This window comes from Rhodococcus sp. NPDC019050 (assembly GCF_055664235.1).
This window is the reverse complement of record NZ_JBVOON010000001.1, coordinates 311922-329822: the sequence shown is the minus strand read 5'-3', so window position 1 is coordinate 329822 and position 17901 is coordinate 311922. Positions and strand designations below refer to the sequence as shown.

The 17901-nt window shown below is 66.6% G+C and carries 22 protein-coding genes and 1 tRNA gene; 14 read left to right on the top strand and 9 right to left on the bottom strand.

Features of this window, described 5'->3' with window-relative positions:
• The first annotated feature begins 128 nt into the window (after positions 1–128).
• Together AC0B44_RS01580 and AC0B44_RS01575 are read left to right on the top strand one after the other, a co-directional pair.
• Entirely contained in the window at positions 129–842 is a 714-nt protein-coding gene (locus tag AC0B44_RS01580; protein WP_169652560.1) for an MspA family porin, read from the top strand.
• A 53-nt stretch (positions 843–895) separates the two neighbouring features.
• The gene (locus AC0B44_RS01575) at positions 896–1555 is read left to right on the top strand and encodes an MspA family porin (protein ID WP_471901171.1); all 660 of its coding nucleotides are present in this window, start codon (positions 896–898) and stop codon (positions 1553–1555) included.
• A gap of 86 nt (positions 1556–1641) precedes the next feature.
• Here the strand turns inward: AC0B44_RS01575 and mscL (AC0B44_RS01570) are convergent, their stop codons facing one another.
• The 4 genes from mscL (AC0B44_RS01570) to AC0B44_RS01555 all read right to left on the bottom strand — a co-directional run bounded on the left by mscL (AC0B44_RS01570) (position 1642) and on the right by AC0B44_RS01555 (position 4117).
• Positions 1642–2076, bottom strand: a complete 435-nt coding sequence (gene mscL / locus AC0B44_RS01570) for a large conductance mechanosensitive channel protein MscL (RefSeq protein ID WP_471901170.1) — start codon at positions 2074–2076, stop codon at positions 1642–1644.
• 216 nt (positions 2077–2292) lie between these two features.
• A complete protein-coding gene (locus AC0B44_RS01565; protein ID WP_471901169.1) occupies positions 2293–3015 on the bottom strand; it encodes an SAF domain-containing protein in 723 nt (240 codons plus the stop codon).
• 97 nt (positions 3016–3112) lie between these two features.
• Positions 3113–3430, bottom strand: coding sequence for an FmdB family zinc ribbon protein (locus AC0B44_RS01560; RefSeq protein WP_471901168.1), 318 nt, complete (start codon positions 3428–3430; stop codon positions 3113–3115).
• Positions 3431–3514: 84 nt separating this feature from the next.
• Positions 3515–4117, bottom strand: coding sequence for a 5-formyltetrahydrofolate cyclo-ligase (locus AC0B44_RS01555; protein WP_471901167.1), 603 nt, complete (start codon positions 4115–4117; stop codon positions 3515–3517).
• A gap of 60 nt (positions 4118–4177) precedes the next feature.
• Between AC0B44_RS01555 and AC0B44_RS01550 the strand changes: the two genes are divergently transcribed.
• The 5 genes from AC0B44_RS01550 (at position 4178) to AC0B44_RS01530 (ending at position 8412) form a co-directional block, all read left to right on the top strand.
• A complete protein-coding gene (locus AC0B44_RS01550; protein ID WP_471901166.1) occupies positions 4178–5089 on the top strand; it encodes a UTP--glucose-1-phosphate uridylyltransferase in 912 nt (303 codons plus the stop codon).
• Between the two features lie 33 nt (positions 5090–5122).
• Positions 5123–6388, top strand: a complete 1266-nt coding sequence (glp, locus tag AC0B44_RS01545; RefSeq protein ID WP_471901165.1) for a molybdotransferase-like divisome protein Glp — start codon at positions 5123–5125, stop codon at positions 6386–6388.
• Positions 6388–7023, top strand: a complete 636-nt coding sequence (locus tag AC0B44_RS01540) for a GNAT family N-acetyltransferase (protein WP_471901164.1) — start codon at positions 6388–6390, stop codon at positions 7021–7023. The genes glp and AC0B44_RS01540 overlap by 1 nt, the downstream gene beginning before the upstream one ends.
• A gap of 235 nt (positions 7024–7258) precedes the next feature.
• Complete coding sequence (gene sepX, locus AC0B44_RS01535; protein ID WP_471901163.1) at positions 7259–8158, top strand: divisome protein SepX/GlpR; 900 nt, start codon at positions 7259–7261, stop codon at positions 8156–8158.
• A 178-nt stretch (positions 8159–8336) separates the two neighbouring features.
• Positions 8337–8412, top strand: a tRNA-Ala gene (locus tag AC0B44_RS01530).
• 77 nt (positions 8413–8489) lie between these two features.
• On the opposite strand, the gene AC0B44_RS01525 is transcribed toward AC0B44_RS01530, so the two are convergent.
• Both AC0B44_RS01525 and AC0B44_RS01520 read right to left on the bottom strand, forming a co-directional pair.
• Complete coding sequence (locus AC0B44_RS01525; RefSeq protein ID WP_471901162.1) at positions 8490–9005, bottom strand: SRPBCC family protein; 516 nt, start codon at positions 9003–9005, stop codon at positions 8490–8492.
• On the bottom strand, positions 9002–9364 hold the full coding sequence (locus tag AC0B44_RS01520; RefSeq protein WP_471901161.1) for an ArsR/SmtB family transcription factor: 363 nt from the start codon (positions 9362–9364) through the stop codon (positions 9002–9004). Before AC0B44_RS01520 ends, AC0B44_RS01525 begins: the two co-directional genes overlap by 4 nt.
• 147 nt (positions 9365–9511) lie before the next feature.
• Here AC0B44_RS01520 and AC0B44_RS01515 point away from each other — a divergent pair, with 147 nt between their 5' ends.
• Both AC0B44_RS01515 and AC0B44_RS01510 read left to right on the top strand, forming a co-directional pair.
• On the top strand, positions 9512–9655 hold the full coding sequence (locus AC0B44_RS01515; RefSeq protein ID WP_471901160.1) for a hypothetical protein: 144 nt from the start codon (positions 9512–9514) through the stop codon (positions 9653–9655).
• Between the two features lie 62 nt (positions 9656–9717).
• On the top strand, positions 9718–10593 hold the full coding sequence (locus AC0B44_RS01510; RefSeq protein ID WP_471901159.1) for an SDR family oxidoreductase: 876 nt from the start codon (positions 9718–9720) through the stop codon (positions 10591–10593).
• Here the strand turns inward: AC0B44_RS01510 and AC0B44_RS01505 are convergent.
• Positions 10553–11038 (bottom strand): heme-binding beta-barrel domain-containing protein, encoded by a 486-nt coding sequence (locus AC0B44_RS01505; protein WP_471901158.1) that lies wholly within the window; start codon positions 11036–11038, stop codon positions 10553–10555. The two genes, AC0B44_RS01510 and AC0B44_RS01505, sit on opposite strands and share 41 nt — an antisense overlap.
• Positions 11039–11125: 87 nt before the next feature.
• Between AC0B44_RS01505 and AC0B44_RS01500 the strand changes: the two genes are divergently transcribed.
• On the top strand, positions 11126–12340 hold the full coding sequence (locus tag AC0B44_RS01500; RefSeq protein ID WP_471901157.1) for an arginine deiminase: 1215 nt from the start codon (positions 11126–11128) through the stop codon (positions 12338–12340).
• A 17-nt stretch (positions 12341–12357) separates the two neighbouring features.
• On the opposite strand, the gene arsC is transcribed toward AC0B44_RS01500, so the two are convergent.
• Complete coding sequence (gene arsC, locus AC0B44_RS01495; RefSeq protein WP_471901156.1) at positions 12358–12705, bottom strand: arsenate reductase (glutaredoxin); 348 nt, start codon at positions 12703–12705, stop codon at positions 12358–12360.
• Between the two features lie 124 nt (positions 12706–12829).
• Here arsC and mscL (AC0B44_RS01490) point away from each other — a divergent pair, with 124 nt between their 5' ends.
• The 4 genes from mscL (AC0B44_RS01490) (at position 12830) to AC0B44_RS01475 (ending at position 16330) form a co-directional block, all read left to right on the top strand.
• Positions 12830–13294 carry a large conductance mechanosensitive channel protein MscL gene (mscL, locus tag AC0B44_RS01490; protein ID WP_471901155.1) on the top strand — a complete coding sequence of 155 codons (465 nt, stop codon included), beginning with the start codon at positions 12830–12832 and terminating at the stop codon, positions 13292–13294.
• Positions 13295–13343: 49 nt separating this feature from the next.
• Complete coding sequence (locus AC0B44_RS01485; RefSeq protein WP_471901154.1) at positions 13344–13706, top strand: GntR family transcriptional regulator; 363 nt, start codon at positions 13344–13346, stop codon at positions 13704–13706.
• Positions 13707–13836: 130 nt separating this feature from the next.
• Positions 13837–15441: a BCCT family transporter gene (locus tag AC0B44_RS01480; protein WP_471901153.1), complete on the top strand. Its 1605-nt coding sequence runs from the start codon at positions 13837–13839 to the stop codon at positions 15439–15441.
• A gap of 109 nt (positions 15442–15550) precedes the next feature.
• The gene (locus AC0B44_RS01475; protein ID WP_471901152.1) at positions 15551–16330 is read left to right on the top strand and encodes a T3SS (YopN, CesT) and YbjN peptide-binding chaperone 1; all 780 of its coding nucleotides are present in this window, start codon (positions 15551–15553) and stop codon (positions 16328–16330) included.
• On the opposite strand, the gene AC0B44_RS01470 is transcribed toward AC0B44_RS01475, so the two are convergent.
• On the bottom strand, positions 16331–17884 hold the full coding sequence (locus tag AC0B44_RS01470; protein ID WP_471901151.1) for a dolichyl-phosphate-mannose--protein mannosyltransferase: 1554 nt from the start codon (positions 17882–17884) through the stop codon (positions 16331–16333).
• Positions 17885–17901: the final 17 nt, after the last annotated feature.

Sequence of the window (17901 nt, the reverse complement as noted above, 5' to 3'; positions counted from 1 at the left end):
ACCGAACGCACCGGCGGGCACTCCGGCGGTGCGTTCGCTGTGGAGAACGCCTTCGCGGGCGACGAGGGCGACCAGCAGTGCCGGACGCGGGTGCGCCACCCGGCACTCAGAGAACGGATGAGGCATTCATGAAGATTCAGACGCGACGCGGTTTCAGAGCCGCCCGCAACGCCACGGTGGCGGCGGCCGCCGTGGCCGGTCTGGTTCTCGGATCGACCGGCGCCGCGAGCGCAGAGGTCAACGATCAGAACCGGATCGTCTCCGACGGCAACGAAGTCATCGTCACTCAGGAGGACACCTTCATTCAGGGTGTGCCCCCGATCGGTGGCAGCCCCCTGAGCCGTGAGTGGTTCCACAACGGGCGTGGTCTCGCAAACATCGTCGGCCCCGACGCCGCCGATTTCGAGGGCACGACCTTCCAGTTCGGCTACCAGGTCGCATGGTCGGCGTCGATCGACGGCTCGATCGGCTTCAGCTGGAGCAGCCCGCAGCTGGAGGCCTCGGCCACCACGACGTTCGTGCCGGTCCTGGATGACGAAGGCAACCCGGTCGAGGTCGACGGCGTTCAGGTCTACGCGCCCGAGGTCGGCCCGATCGACACCACGGTCAGCGACATCCTCCCGCAGGCCACCGCGGCCGTGGAGCTCACCCCGGCACCCGGGATCGAAGAAGTCGTGGTCGCCGAAGGCGAATTCGACGGCGACTTCAAGGAAGTTCAGATCGCCAACGTTCACGGTGCCGCCACCGGCGTCATCGGCCCGGTCTCGCTGCGTCCGTTCGTGCGCGCCATCACCGCGAACGGCGACAACGTCACGACCTACGGCCAGGTCTGGACCCTCTGAGTCCTGCACTGCCCATCCCACCAGTAGTACCCACCACCAAAAACGGAGTAATCATGGGAATCAAGTCGCGTGGCTTCAAGGCCGCCCGTAACGCCACTGTGGCCGGTGCCGCCGTTCTCGGTCTGGTCCTCGGTGCCTCCGGTGCCGCTTCGGCCGAGGTCAACGATCAGAACCGCATCGTCTCCGACGGCCTCGAGGTCGTCGTGACGCAGGAAGACACCTTCATCCAGGGCGTTCCGGCCCTCGGCGGAAGCCCGTTCAACCGCGAGTTCTTCCACAACGGCCGCGGCACCGCCAACATCCTCGGTGAGGGTGCAGCCGACGCGGAGGGCACCACCTTCCAGTTCGGTTACCAGTTCGCATGGGCCGGCAGCATCGACGGCGCCATCGGCGTCACCTACTCCACCCCGGGCCTCGAGGCAGAATTCGGGGTTGGCCTCGATCCGCTCAAAGGTCCGGCTTCGGCTGACCTGACGGTCACCGACATCCTCCCGCAGGCATACGCTGAGCTCGAGCTGACCCCGGCTCCGGGCATCGAGGAGCTCGTCGTCGCCGAGGGCGAGTTCGACGGTGACTTCAAGACCGTTCAGTTCGCCAACGTCCACGGCACCGCTTCCGGCGTCCTCGGCGCTGTCCAGGTGCGTCCGTTCGTCCGCGCGATCACCGCGAACGGCGACAACGTCACCACCTACGGTCAGGTCTGGACCGTCTAAGTAGACGTCCGGCAGCTGCCGAACCGCACCACAGGCTGGGCCCACTCGGAAATCCGAGTGGGCCCAGCCTTTTTCGTGCGGAAGGTCTACGACAGATCCGGCGTGGGCCGAGTGTGCGCGCCGCCCTGGCCCGGCGTACCGGCCTGCGCTTCGAGGATGTCGCGGATCTGGATGAGCAGGTCTTCGGCACTCGCCTCTTTGTCCGCCTCCTCGGTGACGAACTTCTTCTTCGCCGCGTTGGCGGGAAGAATGAGTACGAAATACACGACCGCGGCGATGATGATGAAGTTGATCGCGGCCGTGATCACCGCACCCACATTGATGAACGTGGCCGGATTGTCGGCGAGGATCTGGAAGCCCCAACCCAATTCGTTGTCGCCGCCCAGCGCGGCGATCAAGGGCTCGATGACGTATGTCGTGAAGGCGGTGACGATCGCCGTGAAGGCGGTTCCGACCACCACCGCGACCGCGAGGTCGAGGACGTTACCTCGGAGCAGGAAGTCCTTGAAGCCTTTGAGCATGGTGCTCTCCTTCGTGCGGGGGTTCCGGCAACGAGCGCAGGCACGTGCTGTGGATCGCATCCACAGGTCGACGATAAACCGGCCGCGCGTTCGGTATGGCGTACTCCCGCAGTTCGATGCGGACTCAAGATCTCCGTCGGCCGCGCGTTCGGTGCCGGGTCGACCCCAGTGCCGGGTCACCGTCAGTGCAGCGTCACCGTCAATGCAGCGTCACCGTCAATGCAGCGTCACCGTCAATGCACTGACGAGCGATGCCGCTGCCACGGCCGTGGCCTGATCCGGTTCGAGGGCCACCAGAATCACCCGGTCGTGCCGGTCGCGAGCGGAGTCCGCGCGCTGCGCGAGTACGACGATCGCGCCCCGCGCCAGGACGTGCGCGTCGGGAACGGCGACATCCGGCCCGCCGGCGACGGTCACGACGTCCACGAGGTCGCCTTCGCGCAGCAGTTCGCCGACCCCGGCGTCCGCGAGCCGGATCGGCACCACGCGGGCCTCCTCGTCGCCTGTAGCCGCGGACGCGAGGCGTGGCCCGACCAACCGCGCGTCCACCAGGATTTCACCGCTGGGGACGGGGCCGGCGAGTGTGTGGCCCACTGCGTTCGCGGGATCTGTGAGGGAGCCTGCGGCGAGACTCGAGGAGTCGCGGTCGGCGATGGTGAGGTCGTCGGCGGTGAGAATGCGACCGGGAGTCAGATCCCGCGCGGCGATGACGACGGGCACTTGTTCGGTGTCCGAGTTGCCCCGCAGCGCAAGGACTATCGCGAGAGCGGTGAGAAGCCCCGCACCCACGCGACGCGCGGTTCCCGCGCGTGCCCGGCCGGGGCGCAGTCGTTCGGCGATACGGTCGGGGAGGGTGGGCTGTAAGGAGCCGGGCCGGGGTGCGCGTTCCCGCGCGGCAGGAGAGGACCTGGGCACAGAAGCAAACGGACCGACGGGCATGTGCCGACGCTATGCGTTCGGTTCATGCCCGCCGGTCCTGCGGAGCGTGGTCGTCGGCGGTCTGGGGATTCTCAGGCCGCCTGTGGAGAAAGTCGGGTCAGCTCGCTGCGGCTGCGGGGGCCGAGGACGTGCTCGACGACGACGAGGTGCTCGAGGAGGAACTGCTCGTCGAGGACCCGGAGGTGTCGGAGCTGCTCGACTTCGACTCGGTCTTCGCGCTCTCGCTCGCGGTGCTGCCGCTGCGGGAGTCGGTGCGATAGAAGCCGCTGCCCTTGAAGACGATGCCGACGGAGTTGAACAGTTTGCGCAGCTTGCCGCTGCACTCCGGGCACTCGGTCAGGGAAGCGTCGCTGAACGACTGCACAATGTCGAACTTGTTGTCGCACGCCGTGCAGGCATATGAGTAGGTGGGCACCGGTTGATCCTCCGCCAATTCGTCGTACCGCGGCATTCGTCATGCCGCAGCTTTGGCACTCTATCGCCGACAGTGCCAACAACGCTAGCGGGTGTGTTGTTCCGCACGGTTCTCTGTACCGAGGCGGACCAGCCCTTTCCCGGGAGTGAGCGCCCACCCCATCCGAATGTCGTGCGGATCTTCGGGCAACTCCGCGACCAGCTCGTCGTCGCGGACGACGGCGACGATCCTCGCATCGGGAGATGCCAGGTGCAGGGTGCGGTCGTAGAAGCCGGCGCCCCGGCCCAGTCGCACGCCGCGGACGTCCACCGCGAGGGCGGGGACGAGTACGGTGTGCGCCTCGCCGACAGCTTCGGGTGGAAGGATCTCGCCCGTCGGCTCCCTGAGCCCGAAAGTGGCCGGTACCAGCGATGATTCCCCGAGATACCTAGCCCACGACAGCGCTGATCCTTTCCGCGTGACCGGCACGAGAACGGTGAGGCCGGTGTCCACGAGCGCGTCGAGGAACGCCGTCGAACCAGGTTCCGATCCGACCGGGACGTACGCACAGACCGTGGACCCGGCGGGCGCCAGCGACGCAGCCGCCGCCGTGAGAGCGCGTTCTTCGACGTGGCGAAGATCGCTCTCCAGATGGTGTCGCGCTGAAAGAATTCGGGTACGCCAGACTGCTTTGGAAGTGCGGGCCATCAGGGTCGCCTTAAGATCACGGGGCCATCGATCGGTTGGCCGAAGTTAGGGTGGGAGTCTATGACGAACAAAACGGACGGCGCGGCGTGGCGCTTCAAGACCGCGGTTGTCCCGGCGGCGGGCATGGGTACGCGGTTCCTCCCCGCAACGAAGACGGTCCCCAAGGAGCTTCTCCCCGTGGTCGACACCCCGGGTATCGAGCTCGTCGCGGGGGAGGCAGCCGATTCGGGCGCGGAGCGACTGCTGATCGTGACTGCACCCGGTAAAGACGGTGTCGTCGCGCACTTCGTCGAAGACCTCGTCCTCGAATCGAAGCTGGAGGAGAAGGGCAAGTACGAACTTCTCGCCAAGGTTCGCAAGGCGCAGGGCTTGCTCGAAGTCGAGTCGGTCATCCAGGAGAAGCCGCTCGGACTGGGCCACGCGGTCGCGTGCGCGGAGGCTGCTCTCGACGACGACGAGGAAGCGATCGCCGTGCTGCTGCCCGACGATCTCGTGCTGCCCGTCGGTGTCCTCGAGGTCATGCAGCGGGTGCGCGCCAAGCGCGGCGGTTCGGTGCTGTGCGCGATCGACGTGCCCAAGGAGCAGGTGAGCGCGTACGGCGTCTTCGACGTCGAGATCGTCCCCGATGCCGTCAACCCCGACGTGCTCAAGGTTCTGGGCATGGTCGAGAAGCCGGACGTCGCAGACGCTCCGTCCACGTTCGCCGCCGCCGGTCGTTACCTGCTCGACCGGGCGATCTTCGACGCACTGCGCCGCATCGAGCCCGGAGCGGGCGGAGAACTCCAGCTCACCGACGCCATCGCACTGCTGATCGCCGAGGGTCACCCCGTCCACGTGGTGGTGCACCGCGGCACCCGACACGACCTCGGAAATCCCGGCGGGTACCTTCGCGCTGCGGTTGACTCTGCGTTGAACACGGACGAGTACGGTCCCTCGCTGCGCGAGTGGCTGATCGAGCGCCTGGAAAAGTGACAGGCAGCACCTGGCTGGAGGTCGAGAAGCGGTATGCGGTCGGTTGAGGATCAGCAGGCGAGGGTCACAGCGGCTGCAGTCGCACCCAGGCCGGTCCGGGTAGCCATTTCCGAAGCGCAGGGCTTGCTGTGCGCCGAGGAAGTGGTGACCGAGCGTCCGCTGCCCGGTTTCGACCAGGCCGCGATCGACGGCTACGCCGTGCGCGGCGTCGATGTGCGACCTCCGGAAGGGCGCCGTTCGTCGGATGCTGACGACGCGGGAACCGAGGACATTGTTCTCCCCGTCGTCGGTGAAGTCCGCGCGGGGTCGCGACAGCCCATCCGGTTGCAACCTCGCCAGGCGGTGCGTGTCGACACCGGTGCTCCGCTGCCGACGCTCGCCGACGCGGTCCTGCCGCTGGACTACACCGATCAAGGTGCCGCCCGCATCAAGGTGCTCAAGCCCGTCCGCTCGGGCGACTACGTCCGTCGCACCGGTGACGACGTGCAGCCGGGTGACGTCGCGGTGCGTGCGGGCACGATCATCGGCGCCGCACAGGTGGGCCTGCTCGCCGCGGTGGGCCGCGACAAGGTGCTCGTACATCCCCGGCCGCGACTGTCGGTGATCTCCGTCGGCGGCGAACTCGTCGACGTGGAACGCACCCCCGGTCCGGGCCAGGTGTACGACGTGAACTCCTACGCGCTCGCCGCGGCCGCCCGCGACGCCGGGGCCGACGTGAACCGGGTGGGCATCGCCAGCACCGACCCCAAGCGATTGCGTGAAGTGGTGGAGGGTCAGCTCATTCGCGCCGAGATCGTGGTGATCGCCGGTGCGGTGGGCGGCGGCGCCCTCGAGGACGTCCGGGAGGCCCTGGCCGATCTCGGCGACCTCGAGGTGGAACGCGTCGCGATGCATCCGGGGTCCGTGCAGGGTTTCGGCCGGCTCGGCCGGGACGAGGTTCCCACGTTTCTGCTGCCGGCCAACCCCGTCAGTGCTCTCGTCGTTTTCGAGGTCATGGTCCGGCCCCTGATCCGCATTGCGCTCGGGCGGAGGCAGCCGATGCGCCGAATCGTGTCCGCACGCACGGTCGCACCCGTCACCTCGATCCCCGGCCGGAAGGGATACCTCCGCGGGCAGTTGCTGCGCGACGAGGCGACCGGCGACTATCTCGTGCAGGCGCTCGGGGGTGCTGCGGGCGCGTCGTCGCATCTGCTCGCGACGCTCGCCGAAGCCAACTGCCTCGTGATCGTGGAACCGGAAACCTCCGAGGTGCGCGCCGGCGAACGTGTGGACGTGGCGTTTCTCGGGCAGCGCGGTTGATGTCCCGACACCCCGGATGGCCGGCACGGTTGGGTCCGCTACGGGTGGAAGGTGGCCTCGTCACCGTGCGCTCGCTCAGGCTGCGGGATGCGGCCGCCTGGAGTCGCCTGCGGTTGCGCGACCGCGCACACCTCGAGCCGTGGGAGCCCACCGGAGAGTCCCCGTGGGACATGCGGCACCACATCTCGGTGTGGCCCGGCCTGTACCGGAGTCTGCGAGCCGAAGCGCACAGGGGACACATGATCCCGATGGCCATCGAACTCGACGGGCGCTTCTGCGGACAGATCACGGTCGGCAACATCGTGCGCGGTGCGCTGCGGTCTGCGTGGATCGGCTACTGGGTGGAGAAGGACGTCAACGGCCTCGGCGTCGCCACCGCGGCGGTCGCCCTGGGCCTGGATCATTGCTTCGGTCCGGTGGGTCTGCACAGGGTCGAGGCGACCGTGCGACCGGAGAATCTGCCCAGCCGAGCGGTGCTCCAGAACGTCGGTTTCCGTGAAGAAGGCCTGCTCCAGCGCTATCTCGACGTGCACGGCCGATTCCGTGACCACCTGCTGGTTGCGATGACCGTCGAAGAGGTTCCCGGGTCGGTGGCCGACCGCCTCGTTCGGGGTGGCCGGGCAACGTGGTCTTGAAACGTCTCTGCGGTGTAACAAATGTAACTACGAACCTGAGTGAAAATCCTCAGCGTCTGCGTGATCTCTGTGACTAGAGTGAACAATGTGTCACGTGGGAGAGCGTGCCTCGAGTGGCTGCAGTAGTCACCTGAGTCGGCGTTTCTCTACGGGTATTTATGTGGATGCCGCTAGCCTGAGTTAGGTCGGTGGCGCCGACGGACTGGCAGGTGACGACTGGGAGGAGGGCCGCCGGATGCCGAATTCACTCCTGTGGATCGGTCTTGTTGCCGTGTGGTTGTTCGTTCTGGTCCCGATGCTGGTCACCAAGCGTCCACGGATCCGGCAGACGACCGACGCCGCGCTTGCGACACGGGTTCTGCATCGCGGTGACGACGAGCCGATCGCCCCGAGAGGGCCCGCGGCCGGTCATCGCAGCGACCCGCACTGGCGTCCGAGTCGTGACCGCACGCACGGACACCCAGCGGAGGACCGCATGGACACAGACCTCGAGGACAGGCCCGATCTCGACACCCACGACGAATTCGACTCTGAATACGAAACTGCACACGACCACCGGCCCCAGCGGGCGACGGCACGCGATTTCGTGCCGCAGCGCCGCGGCCGGGGTGGATTCGACCCGCACGCCGATGCCGTGGCCAGCGCCCAGCGCTACGACGCCCGTCAGCGCACGGTCCTCGCACTGCTGATCGCCGCGATCCTCACCGGAGCCCTCGCTCTGATCGTGTCGTCGGTGATGTGGTGGATCTGTGGCGCGGCAACCGCTGCGATCGTCGGCTACCTCTTCTACCTCCGCCGGCAGGTGCAACTCGAGCAGGAGATCCGTCGGCGTCGGCTCGCCCGGCTTCAGCGGTCCCGTCTCGGTGTCGAGTCGCGTACCGACGAAGAACTGAGACTGGTTCCCGAACGTCTGCGTAGACGCGGTGCCGTCGTGCTGGAGATCGACGACGAAGATCCCGACTTCGACCACCTGGGGTACTACGTCGACGACTCGGGTTACCTCGACCCGGGATACGAGGAGCCGCGCTACGGCGCACGTGGGTACCACGACCGGGATTACGACGAGATGGGTTACGACGAGCGGGGCGGGGACGAACCGCCGCGCGACTACATCCCCCGCGCAGCGGGGCAGTGATCCCGCGACACACGGGATCGGACGGCTCGAAGAGACGGCACGCGAAGGGCCCGCACCAGTACGGTGCGGGCCCTTCCGCTGCGGCCTGAAAGGACGACTCACCTGCAACGATCAACCGATTTCGTATTGCACAGGAAGGTTTGCTAAGGTTTCCGAGTCGGTTCCGTCAGGAACCTACGGGGCTGTGGCGCAGTTGGTAGCGCGCTTCGTTCGCATCGAAGAGGTCAGGGGTTCGATTCCCCTCAGCTCCACCACGAGTTCGGGCAATGCGGTCTTCCCTCCGGGAGGCCGCATTCGTCGTTTCCGGTGGTTGTCTTCTGCCTTTTTCGCGTCAGCCCTGCGGCTGGGCGCCGAGGTTCGCGTACACCTCCCGCAGTGCGTCGAAGGCGGCATTGTCCCACCCGACCGGGTGGCCCGACAGCGCCGGTACGAGGCGGTCGAGCGAGTAGTGCAGCCCGATCAGGTCGCCGCGCGCTATGGCCGTGTCGAGATCGGGAACGAAGTAGGTGGCGAGGAGCCGGGTGCCGTCGTCGGTGGGTTCGAGTTCGTAACGCATCCACGAGCCGGGGCTCGTGTGACTGTGTTCCAGGAGGGTGGGCGCTTCGAGACGCACGATCGTGAACTCGAGCGTCGGGAAGTCCGAATCCGGCCAATCGAAGACGATCTTGCCGCCCTCCCGCAGGTCGACGGTTACGTCTGCTGCGAACGGCGGCCACCAGTCGGCGAGCCGCTCCGGTTCCGTGAGCGCGGCCCAAACTTCATCGATGGGAAAGGAAAGCGAGCGGTCGAAGCGGACGACGCCGCCTCCGGGCGTGCGCTCGACGGTGCCGTTGGTGCTGGGGTTCATGGTTGCTCCTTCGTTGTGGGGTCGGGTGGTGTCGTGCGTTCGGGAGAGCGTGCTGTCCTGCCGAGATGTCGTTCGAGGGCATCGAGGCGATCGGACCACTCGGCGCGGTACGGCTCGAGCCATACGTCCAGTTCTCTGAGCGGTTCTGCGCGGAGGCGGTAGAGCCGCCGCTGCGCGTCGCGTCGGACTTCGACCAGTCCTGCCTCGCGCAACACCTTGAGATGACGGGAGATGCCGGGCTGCGGCATACCGATGATCTCGACGAGGTCGCCGACGGAGCGCTCGCGGGATCGGACGGCATCGAGGATGCGCCGGCGGGTCGGTTCGGCGATGGTTCCCAACACGGTGGTCGTGGTCACATCTTCAGTATGCGCTTACACATATATACACGCACTGATATATACGAGAAAGCCCGGTCGCAGTGCCTCGAACACGGCGGAGACGAGGCTGCTCGAGCGGTAGCGGGGCGCAGCCGGAACGGTCAGACTGGATCCATGGACCAGAGGATGAGTGATGACGAGCTTCGCCGTGCCATCCGGGTGCTGCGCGAACGCGCAGACCTCGCACGGAGCGAAGGCCGCACCGAAGACAACGTGACCATCGAGCGGACCATCCAGCAATACCAGGAGGAAATGGCCCAGCGTCTCTGAGCGTCAGCGTCTCCTAGCGTCTACTCGGCACCGAATCGTGCCGTGGCCGTTAGTGTGTCGCCATGGCGATCACGGATCTGCGCGGCACCAAGTTTCTCGTGACCGGCGCCGCGAGCGGTATCGGGCGCGCTCTGGCACTCCAAGCTGCCGGTGAGGGAGCAGCACTGGTCCTCACCGATCTGGCGGCTGACGGACTGGCGGAGGTTTTGAGGCAGGTCGAAGACGGCGGCGGTGTTGTTCTGCATTCGGCTGCCCTCGACATCGCGGACTACGACGCGGTCACCGCGTTCGCGTCGGACGTCCACGAGCGGTGCGGGTCCCTCGACATCGTGGCGAACGTGGCGGGCGTGTCGGTGTGGGGAACCGTCGATCGTCTCGAGCACAAGCACTGGAAACAGATGGTCGACGTCAATCTCATGGGTCCCATCCACGTGATCGAAAACTTCGTGCCGCCGATGATGGAAGCCGGGCGGGGCGGGCACCTCGTCAACGTCTCGTCTGCCGCCGGTCTCCTGGCCCTGCCGTGGCACTCGGCGTACAGCGCGAGCAAGTTCGGACTGCGCGGAGTGTCGGAGGTCCTCCGGTTCGATCTCAAGAAGGACGGGATCGGTGTTTCTCTCGTGGTGCCGGGCGCGGTACGCACGCCGTTGGTCGACAGCGTGCAGATCGTGGGCGTCGACCGCGACCGGCCCGAGGTCCGCAAGATCACCGAACGCTTCGTCAAGCACGCGGCGTCGCCCGAGACGGTGGCCCGCTGCATCGTCACAGGCATCAAGAAGAACCGGTTTCTCGTCTACACCTCGTTCGACACCCGGTTCGGATACTGGTGGGCACGCAAGTTCGCGCCGCCCTACAACCTGGTCATGCAGACCGCCAACGACTACTTCCGTCGCGTGGTCACCCCTCGCGCCGCAACTCGGCGCGCAGATGGTGGGTGAGGGGAGTGTCGGCGTGAGCCATCCAGAGGTCGTACCGAAGGGTGTCGCCGTCGAGGACGAATCGTCGTTTCAGTTCGTGGACAGGCTTCGCGTCCGGCGACCGTTCGAGCACCACGGGTGTGAAGTCGAGCACTCCCTGCGACAGCTGGGAACGCTGGATTTCGACGAACCCGGTGGGTTGTGAGATGAGGAATTCGACGTCGCCGCCGGACCTCCGCAGATAGCCGTTCTCGGTATGCAACGGCCGTCCCTCGTCACGATGCTTCGTGCGGCTGACATACATCAGAAACGGCTTGCCGGGCAACGGCATCAGCTCGATCGTCTCGACGTAGGCGAAGTCGTCGATCGTGGGGTAGTGGCCCTCTCCTTCCCCGGTCCAGCGGCCGGCGAACGGCGCCAGTTCACCCAGCGGATCGGGGGAGTCCTGGGACGGGGACTGTGACACGGGCGGGCCTCCTGCTCATAACGGACACGTTCGTGTGATCCTCCCACCGGCCGCGCCCAACCCGCCCGCAGTCGCTAGATTCGGAGCATGAATGCTCCGTGGGGTGTCGATTCCGAAGTCGGTGCGCTCCGGGCGGTGATGTTGCACCGGCCGGGGGCAGAACTTGAGCGGCTCACTCCCCGGAACAACGACCAGTTGTTGTTCGACGCCCTGCCCTGGGTGGCACGCGCGCAGGAAGAACACGACGCCTTCGCCGAAGTGTTGCGTGGCCGCGGCGTCGAGGTCCTCCTGTTGACCGACCTGCTGACCGAGACGCTCGAGGTGAGCGGGGCGGCGCGGGTGCAGAGTATTTCCAGCGCCGTCGACCCGCGTCGGCTCGGGCACCCACTGGCGGAAGAACTCGCGGGGCATCTCCGTTCGGTGCCCGCGCCCGACCTCGCCCGCATACTCGTCGCCGGCATGACGTTCGACGAACTTCCCGCCGAGGGTCTGGACGTCGCGCCGTCACTGGTGCGGCTGATGCACCACGGTGGGGATTTCGCTATCGATCCGCTGCCCAACCTGCTCTTCACCCGTGACTCGTCGTTCTGGATCGGTCCCCGCGTGGCGATTCCGTCGCTCGCGCTGCCTGCGCGGCGCCGGGAATCCAACCTCACCGATCTCATCTACGCGTTCCACCCGAAATTCCTCGGCGTGCGACGTGCCTACGAATCCCACACCGCCCCGGTGGAGGGTGGCGACGTTCTGTTGCCGGCGCCGGGCGTCATCGCGGTGGGAGTGGGCGAGCGAACCAGCCCCGCTGGAGCAGAAGCTCTGGCGCGCAGTGCATTCGAAGACGGAATCGCGCACACCGTGCTGGCGGTGCCGATTGCCCAGCAACGCGCGTCGATGCACCTCGACACGGTGTGCACGATGGTCGATGTCGACGCGGTGGTCATGTATCCGGCCGTTCGCGAAACATTGCAGGCCTTCACCATTCGTAAATCCGGCGACGGTGGAGTCCGGATCTCCGGTCCGCGGCCCTTCCTCGAAGCCGCGGCCGACGCCATGGGTATCGAAAAGATGCGGGTGATCGACACCGGTCTCGATGCCGTGGTCGCCGAGCGCGAGCAGTGGGACGACGGCAACAACACTCTCGCAGTGGCACCCGGCGTGGTGGTCGCGTACGAACGGAACGTCGAAACCAACACGCGGCTCGAGGATTCCGGGATCGAAGTGCTGCGGATCGCCGGGTCGGAGCTGGGCTCCGGCCGCGGCGGCCCGCGATGCATGTCGTGCCCACTGTCCCGAGCACCCGTGTAAACCTCGGCGGGAGGTCGTCAGAGGATCTCGCGCACCCGGTCGGCCGGGCGAGCCAGAACGGTGCCCTTGTCGGTGACGACCAGGGGCCGCTCGATGAGGATCGGATTCTCCACCATGGCGCTGAGCAGGTCCTCTTCGCTCGCGTAGGCGAGGCCGAGTTCGGTGTACAGCGACTCCCTGGATCGGATGGCCTCGCTGGGCTTCAGCCCGGCGTCGGCGAGCAATGTCGTCAGCTCGTCCCGCGAGGGCGGAGTATCGAGGTACTTGACCACAGTGGGTTCGATGCCCGATTCCTGCAACAACTTCAAGGTGTTGCGAGACGTGCCGCACCGGGGATTGTGATAGATCGTCGCGTGGGTAGCCATGGCCTGATTCTGCACTGCCCACCCGTCCGCCGGCGCCACCGGTTTGAGGGCCGTCCCCGTCTGCCTCTACGATCTCGCGGGGTTACTACCCTCCATACGGATCTTCGAAAGGCGCGCGGGACACATGCTCAAAGGCTTCAAGGACTTCCTCCTGCGCGGCAACGTCATCGAACTCGCTGTCGCTGTGGTGGTGGGCGCCGCGTTCACCGCCATCGTGACCGCATTCACCTCGAACATCATCAACCCGCTCATCGCAGCGGTCGGCGGCGACAACGAGATGGGCTTCGGATTCCGGGTCATCGCATCCAACGACGCCACCTTCATCGACATCGGCGCCGTGATCGCGGCGGGGATCAACTTCTTCATCATCGCCGCGGTCGTGTACTTCGTGCTGATCCTCCCGGTGAACCTCGCCAAGGCGCGTTTCGCGCCGGACAAGGAACCCGAGGACGAGCCGCTGAGCGAGACGGACCTGCTGATCCAGATCCGCGACCTGCTCGAGACGGGCACGTACAAGCAGGGCGGCGACGATTCTCTCGACCGGCGTGAGGACGGCCGTGCCGGCGCTACGAAAGTGAACGCCGGGTAGCTCTTCCGTTGTGGCGATGACGACGCGGAAGCGCTGCTAGCCTGCCAAGATGCTCGATATCGTCATCGACCACGACTCGGCGGTCCCGCCCTTCGAGCAACTCCGCCGCCAGATCGTCGAACTCGTGCATCGAGGCGACCTCATCTCCGGCACCAAACTGCCCACGGTTCGCGGTTTCGCCGAGACCCTCGGGATCGCACCCAACACCGTCGCGAAGACCTACCGCGAACTCGAGCAGGCGGGCGTCCTGGAGACGCGTGGCAGGGGCGGCACCTTCGTCGCCGCGAACGGTGACCCGACGCGAGTCGGCGCCCAGCGCGCGACGAGCGAATACGTCGCCACGGTCCGCGGGCTCGGAATCACCGACGAAGAAGTGCTGGCACTGGTGCGGGCGGCCCTCCGCGCGGGCTGACGTTCATCCCGTGATGAGAAAGGGTAAACGCGGAGAAAAAGCGCAGGTCGACGTGTTTCCGAGTGTTTCGGTGACCGCACAGTTCTTCGAAAGCGCCTCACAACCTGTTGGACCTTGCAACGTTTGACGAATGAGCGTGCCTCCTGATCGGCTCGTGCCCGGAGAAACCCCGGAAACGAGCGTAATTTCTTCGCCCGACACCACCGGGCACCCACCCCGCACCGACCGCGTGATCTTCGGCGTCGCGGCCGGTCTCGTCGTCGTCATCGTCCTGTGGGGTCTGCTGGGCACCGAGAGCTTCGACACGGTCACGGCGAACGTGCTCGACTGGATCGTGGTCGAACTCGGCTGGTTGTTCGTCCTCGCAGCCAGCGGATTCGTGTTCTTCGTGCTGTGGCTCGCACTGAGCAAGTACGGCCGCATCCCCCTCGGGCAGGACGGGGAAACACCCGAGTTCCGCACCGTCAGCTGGATCGCGATGATGTTCAGCGCGGGCATGGGCATCGGCTTGATGTTCTTCGGCGTCGGCGAACCGCTGAGCCATTACGTCGACGCGCCTCCGGGCACCGTCGGCGGAACCGGAACCGCGATGGCGACCTCGATGTTCCACTGGGGCCTGCACCCGTGGGCGATCTACGCGGTGGTCGGACTGGCCATCGCATACGGCACCTTCCGGAAAGGGCGCAGGCAACTCATCAGTGCCGCCTTCATTCCCCTCCTCGGCCGTCGTACAGAGGGCCCGCTCGGGAAATTCATCGACATTCTCGCCCTGTACGCGACGCTTTTCGGCACTGCGGCGTCGCTCGGTCTCGGTGCGCTGCAGATCGGGTCGGGATTCGAGATCAACGGTTGGCTCGAAACGGCCGGCGTCGCCCTGCTCGTGGGGATCGTCGCGATCCTGACGCTCGCGTTCATCGCATCGGCGGTATCCGGAGTCGCCAAGGGCATCCAGTGGTTGTCCAACATCAACATGGTCCTCGCAGGAATCCTCGCGCTCTTCGTCTTCGTCTTCGGGCCGACGGTGTTCATCCTCAACCTGATCCCGACGACCCTCGGTGCGTACGCCTCGGACTTCGCCCAGATGTCGGCGCGCACTGCCGCATCCAACAGTCCGGCCGGGGAATGGCTCTCGAGCTGGACGATCTTCTACTGGGCCTGGTGGGTGTCGTGGGCACCGTTCGTCGGGATGTTCCTCGCCCGCATCAGTCGCGGCCGAACGATCCGGGAGTTCGTAGTCGGTGTGATGCTCGTCCCGAGCGTCGTCAGTCTTTTGTGGTTCGCCATCTTCGGGGGCGCGGCGATCCGGCAGCAGGAGGACGGTTTCGACATCGCGGGCGCAGAAAATGTGGAAGGCCAACTGTTCGGCATGCTCGGCAACCTTCCGTTGGTCGGGGTGTCCACCGTCGTGGTCATGCTGCTCGTCTCGATCTTCTTCGTCTCCGGCGCGGACGCGGCGTCGATGGTCATGGGCAGCCTCAGCCAACGCGGGACACTGCGGCCGAGTCCCTGGATCGTGGCGTTCTGGGGCGCGCTCACCGGTGGTGTCGCCGCGCTGCTGCTCTGGACGGGAGGATCCGACGCTCTCAACGCACTCCAGACGATGACGATCATCGCGGCGGTGCCGTTCGTGGTGGTGATGATCGGCCTGTGCGTCTGCTTGTATCGCGACCTGTCGACCGATCCGCTCATCACCGGTACCCGCCGTGCGCGAAGGACGTTGCGCCAGGTGAAGTGAGCGCGCACGGAGTAACGAGTCGCAAGATCATCCGCGCGCCTGCCCGGACATGCCCGTGGCCCGCAGTACCGTGTCCGCTGCCCGCCTTTGCTCTTCGAGAGGAGTGCGCGTGACCGAGAAGGACCGTTTCGATGAAGTCCTGGACCGGGACTGGGACCGGTTCGGCGAGACCCTGGCCGACCGCATCGTCGCTCTTGCCGGGTCGGAGTCGATCGGGATCAGCATGGACACGGCACACGGACCGGCCACCTATGTGCGGATATGTCCCCGGCCCGAGGGCCGCGTCGAGGTGGCGGTCGCCGGTGCGGACACCGTCACCCGTTCCGTGGCACACGCCGACGAACTCGCACGTCACGTCGTTTCCGTGCTGCGGGGACACCGCAACGTCGTACATCCGATCTTCCTCCACACCGACGACGCGCTCGCCGACGGCGCCCTCCGCGACCGGGTGTCGGACACCCTCACCCGTCGCCTAGGCCGACCGGCCCCTGTGGACGCCGACGGCGATTTCGTGCTCGTCCTCGACTCGCACGCGGTGTTCGTCATCGTCGATCGCCCCGCCCACCGCGTCCAGTTGTGGGCGCCGCTCCTGCACGGCATCGCCGAACGGTCCGGGGCGGCCGAAGCCCTCGTCGACCTCAACCGCGACTGGCCCCACATCAAAGTCGTGCTCGTCGAGGACCGGCTCGTCGCGACCGTCGACATGCTCGGAGACCCGTTCGTTCCGCGCCACCTCAACGACCTGCTCGAGATGCTGACGATCTTCCTCGGCACCGTGGACGCACGGTTTGCGCGGCGATTCGACGGGACCCGCTACAGCGGCGAGATCGATCCGGACGTCATCGACCCGGACATCGAAGAGACGGTCCTCGACGAACCACCGTCGTGATCAACGCCAGCTGGGCAACCACAGCTGGGAGTTCCATTGTTCGAGCGAGATGGGCACCGCCGTGAGGATGGGCCACAACCAGACGAAGTTCGCCACCACCAGGCCCAGGTAGAGGCACACCACGAGTAGGCCGACGGTGCGCCGCCGCCGCGTTGCTTGCCGTCCACCCAGGATGTCGCCGAGGGTCAGGGCGACGGCCATCGCCAGGAAGGGTGCCATCGGGACGGCGTAGAAGTAGTACATCTGGCGGTCGAGCGAGGCGAACCAGGGCAGGATGCCGGCACCGTATCCGGTGAGAATCGCGGCCCACCGCCAGTCGCGGCGGACGAGCATCTGCCACAGTCCCCACGCGAGGACGGGCAGCGACACCCACCACAGCGCGGGGGTGCCGACGAGCATCACCGCCTTGACGCACTGCTCGGCACCGCAACCGGAGATGTTCTCGCCGTCGGCGAAGTAGTACAGCATCGGACGCAGGCCCATCGGCCACGTCCACGGCTTCGACTCCCAGGGATGCTGGTTGCCGGCCGAATTCGTCAAGCCGGAGTGGAACTCGAGCACGTTGGCGCTGTAGTACCACAGCGACCGCACCGCGTCGGGGACGAACGAGAACGTGCTGTCCCGGCCGATCTGATTGCCGACGGCGTGTCGGTTGACACCTGTTTCGCTGGCGAACCACGACCAGTAACTCGCCAGGTACACGAGCACAGGGACGACGACCAGCGCGTACAGGGCAGGAGGGATGTCCCGAAGGGCCGTCCCGATCCAGGGCCGCTGCACCCCGTAGGAGCGGCGCGCGGCGAGATCGAACGCCACCGACATCAATCCGAAGAACGCGATGAAATACAGGCCGGACCATTTTGTGCCGATCGCCAGACCCAGCAGTATGCCCGCCCCGAAGCGCCACCAGCGCACACCGAACCGCGGACCCCACGGGCTGTCGGTGATACGCCCCTCCGCCCGCACACGTGCGATGCGCGCCCGGATGTCGTCGCGGTCGACGATCAGGCACCCGAACGCGCCGACGACGAACACCGCCTGGAAGATATCGAGCATTCCCAGGCGCGACGACACGAACGTCACGCCGTCGACGACCAGAAGCAGGCCGGCGATCGCGCCGAGCATCGTCGAACGGGTCATGCGCCGCACGATGCGCACGACCAGCAGGACGAGCACCACCCCGGCCACCGCCGACGAGAAACGCCAGCCCCACCCGTTGTAGCCGAACAGGGCCTCACCGACCGCGATCAGCTGTTTTCCGATCGGGGGATGCACGACCAGGCCGTAGCCCGGGTTGTCCTCGATCCAGCCGCCGGTGAGCACCTGCCATCCCTGCGGCGCGTAGTGCTTCTCGTCGAAGACGGGCGTCTTGGCGTCGGTGGGGTAGTTGAGCATCGTGAACCGGGTGATCGCCGCGAGCGCGGTGACGAACGCCGTGACGATCCATCCGCGGGCCCGGTCGGTGGGACCGGGATCGGGCGGCGGGACGAGTGGCCCGGGGCTGAGCAGGCGGCGGTCCGGCGCCGGATCAGGGCGGTGGTCCGTCACGGTCACGTCCCGATCGTAGGCTG